The organism is Streptococcus parasanguinis (assembly GCF_015556095.1).
Lineage (GTDB): Bacteria > Bacillota > Bacilli > Lactobacillales > Streptococcaceae > Streptococcus > Streptococcus parasanguinis_Q.
In genome coordinates this window covers 56,757-75,993 of record NZ_JADNLT010000004.1, presented here as the reverse complement: position 1 = coordinate 75,993, position 19,237 = coordinate 56,757, and the positions used below count along the sequence as shown (strand labels likewise).

The 19,237-nt window shown below is 44.4% G+C and carries 21 protein-coding genes; 2 read left to right on the top strand and 19 right to left on the bottom strand.

Going from position 1 to position 19,237, the window contains the following annotated elements; translation table 11 throughout:
• Positions 1 to 524: 524 nt before the first annotated feature.
• From groL to I2E70_RS05430, 15 genes are all read right to left on the bottom strand, one after another.
• Positions 525 to 2,150, bottom strand: coding sequence for a chaperonin GroEL (groL, locus tag I2E70_RS05500; protein ID WP_003004647.1), 1,626 nt, complete (start codon positions 2,148 to 2,150; stop codon positions 525 to 527).
• Positions 2,151 to 2,171: 21 nt separating this feature from the next.
• Positions 2,172 to 2,453 (bottom strand): co-chaperone GroES, encoded by a 282-nt coding sequence (gene groES / locus I2E70_RS05495; protein WP_003019091.1) that lies wholly within the window; start codon positions 2,451 to 2,453, stop codon positions 2,172 to 2,174.
• Between the two features lie 129 nt (positions 2,454 to 2,582).
• Entirely contained in the window at positions 2,583 to 2,876 is a 294-nt protein-coding gene (locus tag I2E70_RS05490) for a hypothetical protein (RefSeq protein WP_003004348.1), read from the bottom strand.
• Between the two features lie 97 nt (positions 2,877 to 2,973).
• Complete coding sequence (locus I2E70_RS05485; RefSeq protein ID WP_195423977.1) at positions 2,974 to 3,828, bottom strand: PTS system mannose/fructose/sorbose family transporter subunit IID; 855 nt, start codon at positions 3,826 to 3,828, stop codon at positions 2,974 to 2,976.
• Positions 3,812 to 4,654, bottom strand: a complete 843-nt coding sequence (locus I2E70_RS05480; RefSeq protein WP_009732092.1) for a PTS mannose/fructose/sorbose/N-acetylgalactosamine transporter subunit IIC — start codon at positions 4,652 to 4,654, stop codon at positions 3,812 to 3,814. Before I2E70_RS05480 ends, I2E70_RS05485 begins: the two co-directional genes overlap by 17 nt.
• 56 nt (positions 4,655 to 4,710) lie before the next feature.
• Complete coding sequence (locus I2E70_RS05475; protein WP_000261775.1) at positions 4,711 to 5,205, bottom strand: PTS system mannose/fructose/N-acetylgalactosamine-transporter subunit IIB; 495 nt, start codon at positions 5,203 to 5,205, stop codon at positions 4,711 to 4,713.
• Between the two features lie 14 nt (positions 5,206 to 5,219).
• Positions 5,220 to 5,657 carry a PTS sugar transporter subunit IIA gene (locus I2E70_RS05470; protein WP_195423857.1) on the bottom strand — a complete coding sequence of 146 codons (438 nt, stop codon included), beginning with the start codon at positions 5,655 to 5,657 and terminating at the stop codon, positions 5,220 to 5,222.
• A 140-nt stretch (positions 5,658 to 5,797) separates the two neighbouring features.
• Positions 5,798 to 7,096 (bottom strand): ABC transporter substrate-binding protein, encoded by a 1,299-nt coding sequence (locus tag I2E70_RS05465; protein ID WP_009732090.1) that lies wholly within the window; start codon positions 7,094 to 7,096, stop codon positions 5,798 to 5,800.
• On the bottom strand, positions 7,093 to 7,776 hold the full coding sequence (locus I2E70_RS05460; RefSeq protein WP_037614177.1) for a response regulator transcription factor: 684 nt from the start codon (positions 7,774 to 7,776) through the stop codon (positions 7,093 to 7,095). Before I2E70_RS05460 ends, I2E70_RS05465 begins: the two co-directional genes overlap by 4 nt.
• 5 nt (positions 7,777 to 7,781) lie before the next feature.
• A complete protein-coding gene (locus I2E70_RS05455) occupies positions 7,782 to 9,098 on the bottom strand; it encodes a sensor histidine kinase (RefSeq protein WP_049522525.1) in 1,317 nt (438 codons plus the stop codon).
• Entirely contained in the window at positions 9,098 to 10,081 is a 984-nt protein-coding gene (locus I2E70_RS05450) for a substrate-binding domain-containing protein (protein WP_061455740.1), read from the bottom strand. Before I2E70_RS05450 ends, I2E70_RS05455 begins: the two co-directional genes overlap by 1 nt.
• Positions 10,082 to 10,269: 188 nt before the next feature.
• Positions 10,270 to 10,665 carry a single-stranded DNA-binding protein gene (locus tag I2E70_RS05445; RefSeq protein ID WP_003004675.1) on the bottom strand — a complete coding sequence of 132 codons (396 nt, stop codon included), beginning with the start codon at positions 10,663 to 10,665 and terminating at the stop codon, positions 10,270 to 10,272.
• A 101-nt stretch (positions 10,666 to 10,766) separates the two neighbouring features.
• Positions 10,767 to 11,393 (bottom strand): YtpR family tRNA-binding protein, encoded by a 627-nt coding sequence (gene ytpR / locus I2E70_RS05440; RefSeq protein ID WP_023919637.1) that lies wholly within the window; start codon positions 11,391 to 11,393, stop codon positions 10,767 to 10,769.
• Positions 11,394 to 11,402: 9 nt separating this feature from the next.
• Complete coding sequence (locus I2E70_RS05435) at positions 11,403 to 11,720, bottom strand: thioredoxin family protein (RefSeq protein ID WP_021154296.1); 318 nt, start codon at positions 11,718 to 11,720, stop codon at positions 11,403 to 11,405.
• A complete protein-coding gene (locus I2E70_RS05430) occupies positions 11,717 to 12,007 on the bottom strand; it encodes a DUF4651 domain-containing protein (protein ID WP_003004245.1) in 291 nt (96 codons plus the stop codon). The genes I2E70_RS05435 and I2E70_RS05430 overlap by 4 nt, the downstream gene beginning before the upstream one ends.
• A gap of 142 nt (positions 12,008 to 12,149) precedes the next feature.
• Between I2E70_RS05430 and pepA the strand changes: the two genes are divergently transcribed.
• Both pepA and I2E70_RS05420 read left to right on the top strand, forming a co-directional pair.
• Positions 12,150 to 13,214 carry a glutamyl aminopeptidase gene (pepA, locus tag I2E70_RS05425; protein WP_014712788.1) on the top strand — a complete coding sequence of 355 codons (1,065 nt, stop codon included), beginning with the start codon at positions 12,150 to 12,152 and terminating at the stop codon, positions 13,212 to 13,214.
• Between the two features lie 447 nt (positions 13,215 to 13,661).
• Positions 13,662 to 15,146, top strand: a complete 1,485-nt coding sequence (locus I2E70_RS05420) for a DUF1846 domain-containing protein (RefSeq protein WP_195423855.1) — start codon at positions 13,662 to 13,664, stop codon at positions 15,144 to 15,146.
• A gap of 335 nt (positions 15,147 to 15,481) precedes the next feature.
• Here the strand turns inward: I2E70_RS05420 and folK are convergent, their stop codons facing one another.
• The 4 genes from folK to folP are packed head-to-tail and all read right to left on the bottom strand — an operon-like array spanning position 15,482 to position 19,141.
• Positions 15,482 to 16,291, bottom strand: coding sequence for a 2-amino-4-hydroxy-6-hydroxymethyldihydropteridine diphosphokinase (gene folK / locus I2E70_RS05415; protein ID WP_195327207.1), 810 nt, complete (start codon positions 16,289 to 16,291; stop codon positions 15,482 to 15,484).
• 25 nt (positions 16,292 to 16,316) lie between these two features.
• Positions 16,317 to 16,871, bottom strand: coding sequence for a GTP cyclohydrolase I FolE (gene folE, locus I2E70_RS05410; RefSeq protein ID WP_195327208.1), 555 nt, complete (start codon positions 16,869 to 16,871; stop codon positions 16,317 to 16,319).
• A gap of 8 nt (positions 16,872 to 16,879) precedes the next feature.
• Positions 16,880 to 18,190 (bottom strand): bifunctional folylpolyglutamate synthase/dihydrofolate synthase, encoded by a 1,311-nt coding sequence (locus tag I2E70_RS05405; RefSeq protein ID WP_195327209.1) that lies wholly within the window; start codon positions 18,188 to 18,190, stop codon positions 16,880 to 16,882.
• Entirely contained in the window at positions 18,191 to 19,141 is a 951-nt protein-coding gene (gene folP, locus I2E70_RS05400; protein ID WP_155125028.1) for a dihydropteroate synthase, read from the bottom strand. It lies immediately after the preceding gene.
• Between the last annotated feature and the right edge of the window lie 96 nt (positions 19,142 to 19,237).

Here is a 19,237-nt window from a genome sequence, read left to right as displayed (position 1 = left end):
TCCCAAAGCACGATAAAAAGAGGCTGGGACAAAAGTCCTAGCCCCTCAATTATTTTTGGATTGTCGAGCAAGACACAGTGGTTGAGTGGGCTCTACTACGCTGATTTTATCAGTTTTTACAGCCCTACTCAACTGTGCGGAGGTGGGACGACGAAATCGAATTCTAACGAATTACCGATTTCTGTCCCACTCTCTTTGAGCTAGTGAGACGATTAGCCAGACCGCACAATAGCGACTGGCGTCAAATGATTAAAGGCAAAACCTCAATCGTGTAACAGTTACGACGTGAAAAGGGAGGAACGATACTTTCCTCCCTTTGAGCTAGTAAGACGATTAGCCAGGCCGCAACATAGTGGCTACTATCCAACGATGAGAGGTATAGCCTCAATCGTGTAACAGTTACGACAGAAAATAAAGAAGGCCTATAACGCCTTCTTTATTTTCTTAGTAAGACACTTCGGCAAGGCACCATGGTGCTTGCCGTAGCCTAATGAGGTGCTTTAGCACCCATTAGGCTAAGTGTGTTACATCATCCCACCCATCATGCTTGGATCCATTCCTGGTCCTGCTGGGGCTGCTGGTTCTGGTTTGTTGGCTACGACTGCTTCGGTTGTCAAGATCAGACTCGCTACGGAAGCGGCGTTTTGAAGGGCTGAACGGCTCACTTTAACTGGGTCGATGATTCCTGCATCAATCATATTCACCCATTCACCTGTTGCGGCATTGAAACCTGTTCCGACTTCGGCATTTTTCAAGCGATCAATCACAATAGATCCTTCGTAACCGGCATTGTGGGCAATTTGGCGCACGGGCTCTTCCAAAGCACGAAGAACGATATTGCGTCCGGTTGCTTCATCTCCCTCCAACTCAAGGGCTGCGACTGCAGAGATGACATTGACAAGAGCTGTACCACCTCCGGCAACGATCCCTTCTTCAACGGCTGCGCGAGTCGCATTAAGGGCATCTTCGATACGGAGTTTCATTTCTTTCAATTCTGTTTCTGTTGCAGCACCGACCTTGATCACGGCAACACCACCAGACAATTTGGCCAAACGTTCTTGTAATTTTTCACGGTCAAATTCAGAGGTTGTAGTTTCGATTTGTGACTTGATGACTGCAACACGGTTAGCGATCGCTTCTGGGTTACCAGAACCTTCGACAATGACGGTACTGTCTTTATCGACTGACACTTTAGCTGCTTGACCAAGCGCTTCAATGGTTGCATCTTTCAATTCCAAACCAAGATCGTCTGTAATGACTGTACCACCTGTCAAGATGGCAATGTCTTCTAGCATGGCTTTGCGGCGATCTCCAAATCCTGGTGCCTTGACAGCTACGACATTAAAGGTACCGCGGATCTTGTTCAAGACAAGTGTTGGAAGAGCTTCGCCATCGACATCATCAGCGATGATCAAGAGTGGACGGTTGCTTTGAAGAATGCTTTCCAACAATGGCAAGATTTCTTGGATATTTGAAATCTTCTTGTCAGTGATCAAAATGTATGGATTTTCAAGGTCTGCTACCATTTTTTCATTATCAGTGACCATGTATTGTGAAAGGTAACCACGGTCAAACTGCATTCCTTCAACGACTTCCAGTTCTGTCTCCATTCCACGAGACTCTTCAATCGTGATAACTCCATCTTTGCCAACTTTTTCCATGGCCTCAGAGATGTACTCACCGACTTTTTCAGAACGAGAAGACACAGCAGCTACTTGAGCAATCGCTTCCTTGCTCGATACTGGGATCGCATTGTTTTTCAAAGCTTCTACTGCTGTTGCAACAGCAGTCTCAATCCCACGACGGATGCCAATTGGATTAGCACCTGCAGTGACGTTTTTGATTCCTTCACGGACGATGGCTTGAGTCAAAACCGTTGCAGTTGTTGTACCGTCACCTGCGATATCATTGGTCTTAGAAGCCACTTCTGACACCAATTTAGCACCCATATTTTCAAAATGGTCTTCCAATTCGATTTCTTTGGCGATGGTCACCCCATCATTTGTGATCAAGGGTGAACCAAATGATTTTTCAAGAACCACATTGCGTCCTTTAGGGCCCAACGTAACTTTCACTGTATCTGCTAAGACATCGACACCACGGACCATTGCAGAACGTGCATCAGATGAAAATTTAATATCTTTTGCCATTTCTCTTACCTCTTTCTTCTCTTACTCTACAATTGCAAGAATGTTTGCTGTTCCAACGATGGTGTAGGTTTCTTCCCCATCTTTAACTTCAATTCCTGCATGGCTTTCAACCAAAACGTGGTCTCCTGCTTTTACAGCTGGAGCGATGAGTTCACCACTTAGGGTACGCACACCTTCACCAACGGCCACTACTTCAGCTGTTTTTGTATCAGCCTTGCTCGCACCTGCGAGGACAAAACCTCCAACAGTCTGTTCTTTTTCTTCTATTTTTAAGACCACACGGTCTCCTAATGGTTTTAACATCTTCATTCCTCCATACGTGTTTTTAGCACTCTCTATACGTAAGTGCTAACTTATGTTTCTATTGTATCACTTGGTCAGAAATAGTCAAGAAAAAAACACCTCAAAAATAAATGAGATGTTTCTAAAATATCAATTTAAAATTGTCAATTTTTGATTGAAATCATCGATCACTTTTTGAAGATTGATCCGCCCGCGGTAGATGCCATATCCAAAAACAATCATGCCTAAAATTCCAACCAAGGCTAGTAAAATCCCGAGGATCAAGAGTGGGAGGAAACTTTTGTGAAAGAGATAGATCAATACCACACCAATACTGGCAATGATAAAGAGTAAGCTAAACCAACGACCAAGGTTTTCAAGCATGTGACGTTGGTACTTGATTTCTGTTTCATATCCATTGACAAGTTCTTGTTTTGTAACCATGGGATTCCTCCTGATAAAAATTGAGAATGAAGTGCAAGTAAAGGAGGTCCATTCACTTCATTCTCAAAAACTCCTACTAGCAAATTCTTTTTTTACCTTAGTATTTAAGATGTGGGTCAAAGATACCAAGGGCAACACCGATCAAAGCCACTACAACGAGAAGTAACATAACTTTGTTTGGTGAAATTTTTTTCTTAGACATCAACCACCAGCAAAGAGTGATGACGGCTGCTGTCAAGAGACCTGGATAAACACCATCGATCTTTTCTTGGATGTTCAAGAAGACTTTTCCTTCAGAATTCTTGAATTGAAGGGCTGTTGTAACAGATACCCAAGTAGCTGCTACGGCACCTATAACCATACCACCGACAACGCTGATCGCTTTACGAAGAGCTTGTCCTTTTGGTCCTACAAGGAATTCAACGGCTTTATCCCCTAATTGGTAACCTTTGAAGAAGGCAAAGCGCATACCAAAGTAAACCAAGAGATTCCATACGACGATGTAGAAGAGAGCACCAGCGATGTTCCCACCCTTAGAAAGGCCAAGGGCAATCCCTAAAAGAACGGGAATCAAGGTACCAACGACCAATGAGTCACCAATACCAGCGATTGGTCCCATCAAACCGGCACGCATACCGTTGATGGTTTCGCCATCCACTGCATCTCCGTTTGCACGCGCTTCTTCCAAACCAGCTGTTATCCCTACAACAAGAGATCCAAGTTGTGGTTCAGTGTTGAAGAAGGCCGTATAGGTTTGCATCGCATCTTTTTGTTCTTCTTTTGTGTCATACATTTCTTCTACGATTGGAAGCATAGAAGTCAAGTAACCGAAGGTTTGCATATGTTCTTGAGAGAAACAAGTCAAATGACCATAATACCAATGATGGAATGCTTTTGCTAATGTTTTCTTTGAAATTTTCTTTCTATCAGCCATTTTAAATATCCTCCTCATCATCGTCTAGGTCCACCACTCCGGCTGGAGCAGCTTTCATCGATTTGATCACTTCAAGTTCATAGTAGATTACTGCAAAGATTAATGAAACAACGGCACTAGCTACCAAGTTCAAACCGAGAGATTTCGCCAAGGTAAATCCAACAAAGAATGGAATGAAGTCAGTTGCTTCTGTAACAATTTGTTTCAACAAGATGGCAATACCGACACATGGGAGGAGAGCACCAACTGTAAAGAGGGCTTTCATCCAGTAACCATCCATAGGAAGGTATTGTTTCATCAAATCAACCATGTTTTCACCATATTTGGTGATAATCATTGTTGGAAGGAAAGAGAAGAGGAAGTGAGAGATCCAAGGGTAAACCCAGTCTACTGCGTAGAGTTTTTTGAAGTTTCCTTCTGCAACGGCTTTCCAACCAATATGTTGCCATACCAAGTTCATAGTAGCGGTACCGTAGAAAAGAACTGTACCGATTGTCCCAACGGCTGCACCGATTGGAGCTGCAGCTGCAGCGATTCCAGCTTCATCTGTGATGTGATTGGCATGCACAAACAAGATAGCAAGAGGAATTCCGATATAAGAGATAGCCCGCACATCGGCAGATACGGTACCACCAGGTGTTACCAAGGCGATATAAACGACTTGAAGGGCAACCCCGACCATAATACCAGTTGTCACATCTCCAAGAATTAAACCTGAAATCAACCCACCGATCAAGGGACGACCGAGTGTATAGTTCCCGATACTGGTACCTCCCATACCAGGCATTGAAGACAAGCTGGCGAAAATACCAAGCAAGATTGCTTGAATCCATGAAATTGTCATAACAAACGCTCCTTTTGTTTGTAAATTTACTTACCTAACAGATAAGACTGTTAGTTTTAAAAACCAAATTTTGATTTGAAATCATCCCAATAACCGATGGAAACATCTGGCAACAACTGGAATTTCACCTTGTAGCCTGCTGCTTGAATGGCTTGGAAGGCTTCTGCTTCTTCCTGAGTGATGGATTGGTTATTTCCCAATTTCACAGCTCCAGGACGATCATTTGCAGGGCCAACAATGATTTCTTTGACATCACCTGGGACAAACCCTTGGTCAACCAAAATTTCCTTCATATCGATTGGATTCTTGGTGATCAAGAAGTAACGACTATCTGATTCCGTTACTTTTGCTGATTTTTCCTTAAAGGCTTCCTTTGTCCATACAAAAGTTTTCTTGTCTGATGCGCCTTTGTAAGCTTGAATCAAAACCTTGTTTGATGCTGCAGCATCATTTACGGCAATCAAACCATCACATGGTTTTTCTTTTGCCCAGCGTGTGACTGTTTGACCGTGAATCATGCGGTCATCAATCCGTACAAATGTTACTACCATAAGGTACCTCCCTATTAAATATCGTCATCATCTTCTTCAGCACTAGTGGCTGAAACTTCAAAAGGCTGTAGCGCAGATCGTGCTTCTGATAAGATGGTGGCTGACAAATCGTCTCCCTCCAACACATCCTTCATCACAACCGCCGTCAAAGCCATTGTGAGGTTCATTCCCCCAAGGATCAAGGCTCCATCGAGCTTTCCAGCTTCTTCTAGAACAGTGGCTGCAGTGGTTAATGGACTCCCCCCTACAATATCTGCCAAGACCAAAACAGAATCATCAGCTGTCAATCCTGAAATGCTCTCTCTAAAATCAACTGCGAAGTCATCAACCGATTTTCCTTCTTTGAGTCCAACTGCGATGACCTGATCCATCTTGTCACCAGCAAACATGGCCAGTGATGTTTTTAGACCTTCTGCCAGCCCACCATGACTGACCAAAACGAGGTATTTCATTTTTTTGCGCCTCCTTTATTTGTCTCTATTGTAGATCATTTGAAAGCGCTTTTACATTGTCAAATGTCACATTTCAAATATGACATTTAGCAATAAAAAAATGACATCTGTCACTTGACAAAATGCCATCTTATTTCACTCTAAGCTCCTACCTGTAGACTGCTTTCCATCTCCCTCTGAATTTGAGGCAAGCGGTTCTCGACATCCTGATCGCGCAAGGCATTGCCGATCAAATAGTCTAGCTTTTCTAGCACCTCTTTTGAGACATTTTTAGGGCTGCTTTCAACAGCTTGTTCCATGATGCGGTTCAAGGTCTGATTGGTCAAGGAGTCCGTCCCAAAATCATCCACCTGCAGAAGGTCTTTACTGGAGCGACTCTTGACGACCTGTGGCATGACAGAGATCCCTTGAGATTGGGCAAAAAGGGTTTGTTGAATGTCTGGATCCTCTGTCAAAACCTGCATCAACTCCCAAGCCAACTTAGAATGAGAAGTCCGAGCGGACATAGCAAAAGAAGTCGTTGTGACTAAGGTCGCCTTGGTCGTTTTTGACTTAGCCGGCATCGGGATACAGGTCCAGGTAAAGTTTGAATATTTAGAAACGTGGTAGGGATAAGGTTTATAGGTCCGATATTGGGCCAAAGTCATGGGATAGAAGGCGACTTTCCCCTGGTCAAAATCTTTGGAACTCACCTTGTAATTTTTATTTAAATCTTCCAATTTTTGTAGGAAAGTCAAGGACTCTTTGACTTCTGGAGCTGTCAGCTTAAGCATCCCTCCTTGAAAGAGTTGACCACCATTTGCTGCTAAGGCTTCTTTCCAGGTGTATTCTGTACTTCCAAATTGGTCCAATTGGCCATCTCCATTGGTATCTTTGGTTAGTTTCTTGCAAATCGTATAGAACTCTTCAAGGGTCCAACCTTCTTTGGGAACCGCGATGCCTTCTTTATCCAAGAGATCTTTATTGACACACATCAAAATAGGATTGCTTTCATAAGGCAAGGCATAGGTTTGGCCCTGATAGACACCCGATTCAAAGGCAACGGGATAAAAGGCAGCTTGGTCTTTTCGATCCATATAGCCGTTTAACTTTTCTAGTACCCCCCGCGCCGCTAATAAGGAAAGATCTTGCTCAGAGACCATAAACACATCTGGCGTTTTTCCTGAGACAATCTTTTCAGAGAGCCAGTCTGAATAATCTGACTGCGGAATCCCGTTTTCATACTCTACACGGACATGGGGGTGGGATTTTTCAAATTTTTCAATCGCACGATCCAAGGCATGGGAACGTTGACTGGTCGGCACGTCCCAACTAGAACCTGCATACACGCCAATATGAAGCACGGTCGGTTGCTGTTTCCACCAATAAAAACCAGCGCTCGCACAGAGCGCTAAAAGGAGACCAAGCCCCCAACAAAGATGCTTTCGCTTCAATTTCATTCTGTATTTCCTTTAGAAAAATCACGTCTGGTCACTCCTGTTTGGACAGACCAGATCGCTAATTGCGTTCGATCTCTTAGGTTTAATTTCGCCAAAATCGTTGATAAGTAATTGCGCACGGTTCCTTCTGATAAGAAAAGTTTGGCCGCAATTTCTTTATTGGACTCCCCATAGCCGACCTCTTGGATAATGCGCCATTCCGTCGTGCTCAAATCCTTGACATTGTCTTCATCCACAGCAATAGAGAAGTTGGATTTGGCCATTTGAGAGAAAATTTGAAAGACCTTGCTAGCGATATTCGGGTTGATCATGGCTCCTCCCTGGTATACCACCTTAATCGCTTCATAGAGCTCCTCTGTCGAGGCTCCTTTTAAAAGATAACCTGAAGCACCATACTTGAGTGCACTATAGATAAATTCATCATCGTCAAAGGTCGTTAAAATAATAATTTTGATATCCGGATAGTGTTCTTTTACTTCTTTTGTCGCCAAAACCCCATCCATGCCTGGCATCCGAATATCCATCAAGATCAGGTCAGGATGTGTCTGTGGAATGCTAGACAAGACGTGATTCCCATCTTCCACTGTGGCCACCACTTCGATATCAGGGTGGGCCGACAAAATAATTTTTAGAGATTCTCGAATCAAGGCCTGGTCATCTGCCACCATTACTTTTATCACCATTTCTATCTCCCTTCTTTATATTTCGGTAAACTAACGCGCGTGAAAAATCCATCGCGACTTTCAAATTGAAGCTGTCCTCCTAGGATGGAAATACGCTCCATCATCTGCTTGAGTCCATAGCCATAAGTCAAGGTTTCAAACCCAACCCCATTGTCCTGCAACTCGATCAGGTAATCTTCTTCATCCTCAAAAAAATGAAGGCTCATCTGACTGGCATGACCGTGGCGAACCGCATTGGTCATAGACTCTTGGATCACACGAAAGATCGTATCTTCAATCATGACGTCCATATCGACATCGACCCATTCATAGTGTAAATCAACCTGCAAGTTGGAAAGCGTCTGGTACTCGCGGATCATCTTTTCTAAAGCATCTTTGAGGGTTCGTCCCTCAAGGGCACCTGGACGGAGGCGGTTAAGAGAGCCCCTCACATCCTGGATTCCTTCACGGACAACTTCTGATACGCTTTTTACCTGCTCTTTTGCCCGATTGGGATCGATATCAATCAAGACTCCGACAGCATCTAAGCCTGCCGATATCCCTGTTAGCGCGTGTCCCAAGGTATCGTGAATCTCCCGAGCAATCCGCTTGCGCTCTCGATCCTCTGCAATCTTCTCAGACAAGGCCATATAGTTGTTCAACTCCGTATTGACCTTCGAAACCATGGCCAACTCTTCTTCTACTTCGTGGTTTTCCGCAAGAACATTCATAATATAGAACAAAAGCGAAATAATGAAGAGAACCATATTCAAGGCATAGAGGGAATTCTTTAAGAAAAAGGCCAGAATCCGGATGGAGGCAGGGTAAAAATGAATATAGACATCCAGAGAAGGTATCGGAAAGAAAAGCGAAAAGACGTCTGAATTGGTCACAAGTAGAATCAAGAAACTCACTAGGATAAACGCAAACCAATACTTGCGGTCTCGCTTGGTATTCAACTCTTTGGAACCATAGAAGATATCCGCAAAAACCAAGAGAATCAGCCCGTTATAAGCTACATTTTGGACCCACATCAAGAGCAACATCAGGAGGATCTCCAAAATGTTCCACTTATCAAAAATGGACCATCGACTCGTTTGAGACCGGTAACGACTCATGGAGATCAAGGCAATTCCAGCAAATAAGAGCGCAGACAACCAAAAAGTTGTCGAAGGCGCAAAAGGAATACGCTCTAAACGTTCTACTAATAGAGAAGCTTGCCGTTGGGCAATGATATAGTTGGTTGCTTGAAGATAGATGATACTGTTGAGCATCACAGCGATAAAATTCACGACCATCAGAATGGCCAAACTGTATCTCACACCTCTAAATTTTCTCATTACTGCCACCCATTCACATCAAATTGATCGATGTTTTCCTTTGTCATCATTTGAACCGGAATGGTTATTTCTTTTTGGTAGCTCTTCCCATCAGCCATATCTTGGATGACCTCCATCACGCGGTCTCCCATCTTCAACGGAGACTGGGCAACGGTTCCCACGACATCATCTGTCGAGTGCAGCAAGGCTTTCATATCTGGTGAGCCATCAATCCCATAGATCGCAATGGGGTGGGTGATTCCTTGCTCCTTGATGGCCGCTAAAGCTCCTATAGCTGAGCGGTCATTCAGGGCGACTAGTGTATCGATATTTCCCCCTGACTGCAAGAACTTACGGACAGCAGGCATGGCGATCTCCGTCTGCCCCTTGGTTTCTAGTTCCGAGATGATCTGATAAGAGCCATGTCCTTTGATGGTATCCTTAAATCCCTGTATCCGCGTATCTGCCGAAACAGTCCCCTTATGCTCCAAGAGCAAAATACGAGCATTTGAAGAGCGTTTCATCAACTCTTTCGCAATCAAGACTCCTGCTTGGTAGTTATCAGAGACAATGCTGGCATCCGGCTTAAAATGCTTGAGCTGGGTATCAACTGCAATAATCTTAATTCCTTGTTTTCTAGCTTTTTTAAGAGCTCTTAAAATGGGCTGACTATCCCCTTTGACCGGATTAATCACAATCACATTTACCTTTTGAGCGCAAAAATCATCGATCTGCTGGCTCTGCCTTTTTTCGTCCAATTCTGGATCTCGGACAGATACAAGAGCCCCTTTCTCATCGGCAATCCGACTAATTTCCGAATGAATACTTTTATAGAACTCATTGTTCATGGTCATATAGGTGACACCGATCTTGGTCTGATCCTTGATGCTACTGGTTTGACAAACGGCATAGATCCACAAGAGGATGCAGGCCACTGGAATCACCAGTAAAACCCGTTTTATCAGCCATTTCAACCGTTCTTTTCTTTCTTCTTTCCCCTTCAAACTCCGTTCCTTTTCTGAAAATTTTGAATATATATTACTTTATTTTACTACTTTTTCAAGAAAAGTGCTGGCTTTTATTGTACAGATGCATATTTTTGATTTATTTTTAAATGAGTCGTTCCCGAATGAAATCCCTACCAAATATCAAAAAAGCTGGTCTATAAACGAACCAGCTTTCTTTTTTGATCCTAAAAGGGAAGATCTTCCTCTTCTAAGATGATATCGGCTAAATCTCCCGTTCCACCATTTTCACGCATCGCTCGCTGAGCGCGGCTCTCTAGCAACTGAAAACTTTGGCAGAGGACCTCTGTCACATACTGCATGACGCCATTTTTCTCGTAGCGGCGCGTCCGAATCTCTCCATCCAAAGAGATCAAGCTCCCTTTACTGGCATAACTAGCCATGGTTTCAGCTAATTTCCCCCAGACAACCACATTGACAAAGTCAGTCTCTCGCTCCCCGTTTTGGTCCTTGTAGCGACGATTGACCGCAACGGTCACTCGGGCAACGGATTTGTCTGTGCTGGTTTTATGCAATTCTGGAGCCGCTACTAGGCGACCGATTAAAATAACTTTATTATACATCATTTACCTCCTATCTATTTATTCGAAAAAATTTTAAAAAATGGAGGTGACAAACCAAAATCAAAAAAATCTAGGATCCAAAACATCCTAGATTCTTCTCTTTATTCGTGCCAGTGACGAGCAGGATCAAAAGGTGTCCCTGCTACTTCTGCGTCATCTAATTCAATAATGCCTCGTTTTTGAGGAGCATTTGGCAAGTGCAATTCACGCGGACTGCACATCATGCCATAGCTTTTTTCTCCACGAAGGGCACCTGGGAAAATCAAGCTACCATCCGGCATCATGGCACCTGGAAGAGCGACAATGGTCTTTAGACCCACCCGCGCATTTGGAGCTCCAGCTACGATCTGAACCGTCTTATCTGGTCCAACTGCTACCTGGCAGATATTCAAGTGGTCACTATCTGGATGGGCCACCATTTCAAGGATTTCTCCCACCACAAATTTTGGTTCCCGATCGTTGACCAAACGTTCTGCGAAGCCTTCTCTTTCCAATTCTTGGTTCAAACGAGCTACTTGCTCATCTGTCAAAAAGACTTGGCCCTTGCCTTCGATGGCGAAGAAAGATGAGGCATCAAAGATATTCCAGGCAACGGTTTCTTGGTTGTCCTCACGGTAAACGCGAGCCACTTTCCCTTTTCTCTCCACCGCGAGCTTTGCTTCCCCACTATTTTTCAAGGTCAGCATCAATACATCGCCGACTTGTTCTTTGTTGTATGTTACAATCATGTTTTTCTCCTATTTTAATCCTGCTAAGAATGCTGTAATCTGCGCTTTGGTTTTCCGATCCCGATTGACAAACCGACCGATTTCCTTATCCTTTTCCAGAACCACCAAACTTGGGATCCCATAAACATCCCAGACTTTCGCCAGATCCATATAGGCATCTCTGTCAATCAAGATAAAGGTAAATTCGGGATTTTCAGCTTCAATCTCCGGCAAAAAAGGCTTGAGGTAACGACAATCCCCACACCAGTCGGCTGAAAAGACAAAGACTTTCTTGCCATCTTGCTCTACGTATGAAGCAATTTCTTCTAGAGAATTTGGTGTAATCATAATTTTTCCTCTTCGTAATGCAAGAGACCGTCCTCATAGACAAAGCGGTAATGGCGCTCATCTTCAAAAATGACGCCTCCTACTAAGCGCTCTTCACTAGACTCGTAGAGTTCCACATACAGAGTCGCAATCGTCCCCATGGCTTCCATTTGCTCCCGTACTTCTGCTACCAATTCTTCTTGGGTACGAAGACGCTTTTGATCTTTTGCAATTTTATAAACACCGGCCGCAAGGGCTCCTGCACTTGCTACAGCCAGACTAGACAAAATAATTTTTTTAGCTTTCATAGTGCCTATTGTAACACAAAATAAGCAGAGGGACAACGGTCTAGGCTAGATCTCTCCCTCCGCTTTTTGGGACTGATTTCCATAATAACGCTACCATCCTTGTAGAAAAAGTGATAAAATAGCATCAGAAAGAAGGTAACCTATGACTGATTTATTTTCTAAAATCAAAGAAGTAACTGAAATCCCTGCCATCTCAGGTCACGAAGCTCCTGTACGGGATTATTTGCGCCAACAATTGACCCCTCATGTGGACGAAATCGTGACAGATGGTCTCGGTGGGATCTTTGGAGTCAAACACTCAACAGCTGCCGACGCTCCTCGTATCTTAGTAGCTGCCCACATGGACGAAGTTGGTTTTATGATCAGCGAAATCAAAGCTGACGGAACTTTCCGTGTTGTCCCAATCGGAGGTTGGAATCCGATGGTCGTCAGCAGCCAACGCTTCAAACTCTTTACACGTGACGGACGTGAATACCCTGCTATTTCAGGATCTGTTCCTCCTCATTTGACACGTGGAACAGGTGGACCAACCGTACCTGCCATTAGCGACATCGTCTTTGATGCAGGCTTTAGCTCTAAAGCCGAAGCTGAAAGCTATGGGGTCCGTCCTGGAGATACTTTGGTCCCAGATAGCTCTGCGATTCTCACTGCTAATGGTAAAAACGTCATCTCAAAAGCATGGGATAACCGCTACGGCGTCTTGATGGTCAGCGAATTGGCCAAGAGCCTTTCTGGACAAGCCTTAAACAACGAACTCTATGTAGGGGCCAACGTTCAAGAAGAAGTGGGACTTCGTGGAGCTCACACTTCAACCACTAAATTTGATCCTGAAATCTTCCTTGCTGTAGACTGTTCGCCAGCAGCTGATGTCTTTGGAGACCAAGGTGCGATTGGGGAAGGAACACTGCTTCGCTTCTACGATCCAGGTCACATCATGCTACCAAATATGAAGGATTTCTTGCTCACTACTGCTGAAGAAGCGGGCATCAAATTCCAATACTATTGTGCCAAAGGTGGTACCGATGCAGGTGCAGCACACTTGAAGAATGGTGGAGTCCCATCAACAACCATTGGTGTCTGTGCACGTTACATCCACTCTCACCAAACCCTCTATGCCATGGATGATTTCTTGCAAGCGCAAGCCTTCTTACAAGCGTTGGTTAAGAAATTGGATCGCTCTACAGTTGATTTGATCAAACACTATTAAGTAACATCTATCACGAGTCCCCGTAAGGGACTTTCAGATAGAGGATAAAATCCTCTTAAAAACTTTCCTTAGGTGAGTACGGACGTCTGCGAACTTCTCCGAAGTTCCAAGACTAATTATTGAGCCTAAGGTCTCAATAATTCCGAGTGCCTGAAACTGAGTCGTTTCAGGCACTTTTCTCACAGCGGAAAGTTTAAGTGCACCCTGCAATGACCTTAATAGACTACCTCATTTTATTTGTTTAGCATCACTTAGGTCATTTTATGTAAAAAATATGCCTGAACAATCAAATTCTATGATGTCTAACCTCATCTTAGGAAAGTATCTTAGAATATTTTATCTTCCATCTGTTTTCTGATATAATATGAAAGAATGAAATGGTAAGGAACGGAACACTCATCCTTGGATTTGTGTGGCAGACCCTTCCCTTATATACAGGAGTTTTACATGGAAAAACAAGCTTTTAGTTCTGAAAAGTATTTGAACTTGCAACGTGACCACATTATTGAGAGGATCAACCAATTCGATGGCAAGCTCTACCTTGAATTTGGTGGTAAGATGTTAGAAGACTTCCACGCTGCTCGTGTCCTCCCTGGATACGAACCAGACAATAAGATCAAGTTGCTCCAAGAATTGCGCGACCAGGTGGAAATTGTCATTGCCATCAACGCCAACAACATTGAGCACTCAAAAGCCCGTGGAGATCTAGGAATTTCTTATGACCAAGAAGTACTGCGCTTGATCGACAAATTCAATGAATTGGGGATTTTTGTAGGCTCTGTCGTCATCACCCAATATGCTGGACAAGCTGCAGCAGATGCCTTTCGCAAACAACTGGACAAGAGCGGGATCGCCTCTTATCTCCACTATCCGATCAAGGGCTATCCGACTGATATGGACCACATCATCTCTCCTGAAGGAATGGGGAAAAATGACTACATCAAAACTAGTCGCAATTTGGTCGTTGTGACAGCTCCTGGACCTGGTTCTGGTAAGCTGGCAACGTGTATGTCCAATATGTACCATGACCAATTAAATGGGATCAAATCCGGTTATGCTAAGTTTGAAACCTTCCCAGTATGGAATCTTCCTTTGCACCACCCAGTTAACTTGGCTTATGAAGCAGCGACTGCAGATCTAGACGATGTCAATATGATCGATCCTTTCCACCTCCAAACCTACGGGGAAACAACGGTCAACTACAACCGCGATATCGAAATCTTCCCTGTCTTGAAGCGCATGTTGGAACGCATCTTAGGAACCTCTCCTTACGCTTCTCCAACAGACATGGGCGTCAACATGGTTGGCTTTGCCATTGTGGACAATGACGCTGCGATTGAAGCTTCCCAACAAGAAATCATCCGTCGCTATTACCAAACCATTTTGGATGTTAAAGCAGAGCGTGTCGGTGAAGGAGCTGTCAAGAAGATCGAGCTCTTGATGAATGATTTGGGGATTACTCCAAATGATCGGAAAGTGACCGTGCTTGCCCGCCAAAAAGAAGAAGAAACAGGTGAGCCAGCCTTGGCCCTTGAATTACCAAACGGCGAGATGGTAACCGGAAAAACCTCTGATCTCTTTGGCCCAACCGCAGCCCTCTTGATCAATGCGATCAAGAAATTGGCACATATTGATAAAGAAACCAAATTAATCGAGCCAGAATACGTCCAACCTATCCAAGGCTTGAAGATCAATCATTTGGGTAGCCGTAACCCTCGTCTTCACTCAAACGAGATCCTCATTGCCCTAGCCATTACAGCTATGACCAATGAAGACGCTAAGCTTGCTATGCAAGAATTAGGCAAGTTGAAAGGCAGTGAAGCCCACTCAACCGTAATGCTGACAGACGAAGACAAGAATGTCCTTCGCAAGCTCGGTATCAACGTCACCATGGACCCTGTCTACCAGTACGATCGTTTGTATCGTAAATAAACTCAGACAAACAAAAACAATCCCTGTTTTAGGAATTGTTCAGATTGAAGACAAAGTCTTCTTAAAAAACTTTCCTTAGGTGAGTACGGACGTCAGCGAACTTCTACGAAGTTCCATGACTAATTATTGAGCCTAAGGTCTCAATAATTCCGAGTGCCTGAAACGGTATTGTTTCAGGCACTTTTCTCACGGCGGAAAGTTTCATTAGATGACTGAATAACTATAACGAGTATAATTTTTAAAGAATTGATTAGATTCTATTAAAGATTCGTTTATCTACGCTCTCAACAATCCCTGCTCGAGGGATTGTTTTTTTATAATGCAAAGAAGAGAAACTATTTGACAGCATCCCATAATTGGCGAATGGGCTTTCTTTGAACAGGGTCCACAAAATGAGGAGCAATTTCATTCAAAGATTCTAGGACAAAGGCACGTTCTGCCACATAAGGATGTGGCAAGATTAAGCTAGGACTGTAACAAATGGTGTCCCCCATATAGAGCAGATCTAGATCGATCACACGTGGCCCCCACTTGACCTCACGGACACGCCCCATTTCCTGCTCAATGACCAGTAAGGTCTCTAATAAATCCTCTGGGGTCATCCAAGTTTCAACCTCTGCCACCTGATTCAAAAAGGTGTCCTGCTCCACTCCTCCCCAAGGTTCTGTTTCAATCCTTGTGGATGTCTGAAGAAGGCGAATGCCTCGATCCTTGAGTTTTTCTAGCGCCGTCTCTAGTTGCAGTTGTTTATCTCCCATATTGGTGCCAAGCCCAATAAAGGCCCGTTTTTTCTCCCGTTCGATTGTCACAGAACAAGTCTCTAATGGCAAGGGAACAGGAGCCCAGGGCTTTTTCAACTCCAGACGAACTTTTTCTACAAAGGCATAGCTTTCGAAAATCTTTTGAACCAACTGAAAGGCCACTGTTTCAATCAGATCGATCTTTTCTGCCTGCATCCACTCGGTCAACTGTTCCGCCAAGATCCCATAATGGATTGAAGCTTCCAAATCACCTGTGCGGGCAGCACGAGTCATCTCATAATCTACCCATAGGTCTAGGACAAAGCGTTGTCCTAATTCTTTTTCTGCTGGAAAAACACCATGATAGGCGTATACCTCTAAGTCCTTGATCCGTAATTGATCCACTCTGTTCACCTCTTATAGCCAGCCATTAGTGGCCCATGAGTTTATAGGCTTCATTTTTTAAGTTTTTATCTGTCGCAAGCAGTCCACGCGCTGCAGTTGTCACTGTAGCGGTCCCAGGTTTACGGACACCACGCATGTTCATACACATATGCTCTGCTTCTACCCAGACAAGTGCTCCTTGTGCTCCAAGATATTCCATCAAGGCATCTGCGATTTCTACCGTCAAACGTTCCTGAATCTGTGGTTTTTTAGCGTAAACCTCGACCGTACGAGCCAGTTTTGAAAGCCCAGCCACACGGCCATTTGGAATGTAGGCAATGTGCACTTTTCCATAAAATGGCAAAAAGTGATGCTCACACATGGAATGGAAGAAGATATCCTTCTCGACCACCATATTGTTATCAATGATTTCAAATGATTTAGACAGGTGCTCTTCTGCTGTCTGCCCTAGTCCTGCAAAGATTTCTTGGTACATCTTGGCAATGCGGGTCGGCGTTTCCTGAAGTCCCTCACGGTTCTCATCTTCACCGACTGCCTCGATGATCATTTTCACTGCTTCTTCAATTTTCTTTGTATCCATATCATCTCCTAGTTGGATTTTTCTGTTTTTAATAAATAAGGTCGTACCTGACTAAGGAAGTAGAGCGACCCCGTTACAATGAGGAGCTCATCGCCTTCAGCTTGCCAGTTTTGTAGAAACTCTTGCCAGTTAACTTCCTCAAGCTGATGGTTTTTCGCAGCAGCTCTTATCTCTTCTTGAGAATAGGCTCTTGGATCTTCAAAAGTCGTGAGGATCAAGCGACTATTTTCTAGTTCCTGCCACTGAATGAGCATCTCTTCTAAGGCTTTGGTCCGGATGCAGGTAAAAAGAATGGTCTTTTTTTGGCCTGGGAACAGTTCCCGAAGACTTGCGATTAAAGGCGCAACGGCGTGGGGGTTATGGGCCCCATCTAGCAAGATCATGGGATTTTGCGAGACCACTTCCATCCGGCCAGGCCAGACGACTTGATGCAAGGCCTCATCCACTAACTCTCTTGACAAGAGTTCACGCCCTTCTCTTTCAAAAAGTACATCACAGATACTGATCGCAAGAGCTGCATTTCTGGCCTGGTGATGACCTAAGAGCGCTACTTGATAAGAGGCTTTTTCTCTTTTAGAACTGTGATAAGAAAATGATTGGCCTGATAGACAAGAGGCTTCTAGCTCAACTTGGTAATCTCTGTCATAGGCTGTTATCGGTGCCTGCTTCTGAATCGCAATACCTTCAATGACTTGGCTGGCTTCTGCTTCTAATTTCCCTAGAACCAGAGGAATTCCTGGCTTAATGATGCCTGCCTTTTCACGGGCAATGGAAGCCAGATCTGGCCCAAGAAGGGCAACATGATCCAAGCCAATCGAAGTGATCGCGGTCAGAACGGGCTGGCAGATGTTGGTACTGTCTAGTCGCCCCCCCATACCGACTTCCATAATCACATAATCCAGCTCCTCATGAGCAAAATAATCATAGGCGATCGCCGTCATCACTTCAAATTCCGTCAAACCTTGAAAGATGTCTCTTGATTCTTCAGCTTCCAAGAGCTGTTGGTAGCTATCCAGATAGGTTTGCAGGTCTTGATCGGAAATGGCTTCGCCATTAATGGTGATCTGGTCATTGTAGTGGATCAGATAAGGAGAGGTAAAGACTCCAATGCGTAAACCTGCCTGCCTCAAGAGTTGGGACAAGGTAGCAATGGTAGAGCCCTTGCCATTAGTCCCCGCAACATGAATGACCCGACAGTCTAGGTGAGGATTTTCTCTCAAAGCCAAGAGAGCTTCCATGCGCTCCAAGCCAAAATGTGGATCCTGCGAACGATAGGCTTCTAGCCAACGAAGATCCAACTGATGTTCTTTCGTCTTCATTTACTTGTATTGTTTTAAATTGGTATCTGCTGCCTCTTGGGCTTGGAAAATGGCTTGTCCCAGACTGGCTGCCATCTTGTGTAGGGGAATATCATGCACCCGCACCACTTCGACTCCTTGACTGGCTGCAATACTCGTCAAATGGCTCGAAGCCAGGTCCCGATTCCAAAAACCAGTCTCCGTTGCAGGATCTGTCTCAAATCCAGCTTCCTCAATAATGTTGACCACAAAGCGTTTGCGGGAGACCCCTAGAAAGATCGGATACCCCTTTTGGTGAATCGTCTCAAGTTCTTGTAATAAGAGTAAGTTCTCACGCTTGGTCAAACCAAAGCCGATCCCAGGGTCCAACATAATACGATCCGTCTGGACACCAGCTGCTTTCGCTACCGCAAGCGAGCGGTCAAAGAAGGTCCACATCAAGTCTTGAATCGGTTCTTGAGCCATCTGTTGAAGCTCTTGCTCTGAAAAGACTGGTTCGAAACCAAAACTTGGAAAGATAGTGGAACTTGGATGATGCGGTCTTGCCATCACTGGATTAAACATGAGAACTGCGCTCGCTTCATGCTCCGCGACGACAGCAGCCATCTTAGGATCTCCAAGAAAACCCGTAATATCGTTGACAATATCAGCCCCAGCTTCGAGCGCCGCCGCCGCCACCTGGGACTTCCAGGTATCCACTGAAATCAAGACATCACTTTCTTTCCGAATGGCTTTAATTACTGGAACCACGCGGTCAATCTCTTCTTGGATCTCTACATAATGACTACCTGGTCTGGTTGATTCTCCCCCGATATCGAGGATCTGAGCTCCTTCTTGGATCAGTTTTCTCGCCTGCTGCAAGGCTGCATCCAGACTCGTATACTTACCGCCATCAGAAAATGAATCCGGAGTGACATTTAAGATCCCACAAAGAAGGGTCCCTTGGCCACTCAGCCATTTATTATCAATCATTTTCGTTCTCCTTCGATTCCCTTCCTACAGCATGCTTGCGAACAAAAGAGGCTAGAACAAGTGTTCTAAACCCTTGAGTCTACTCTCCATACGGAT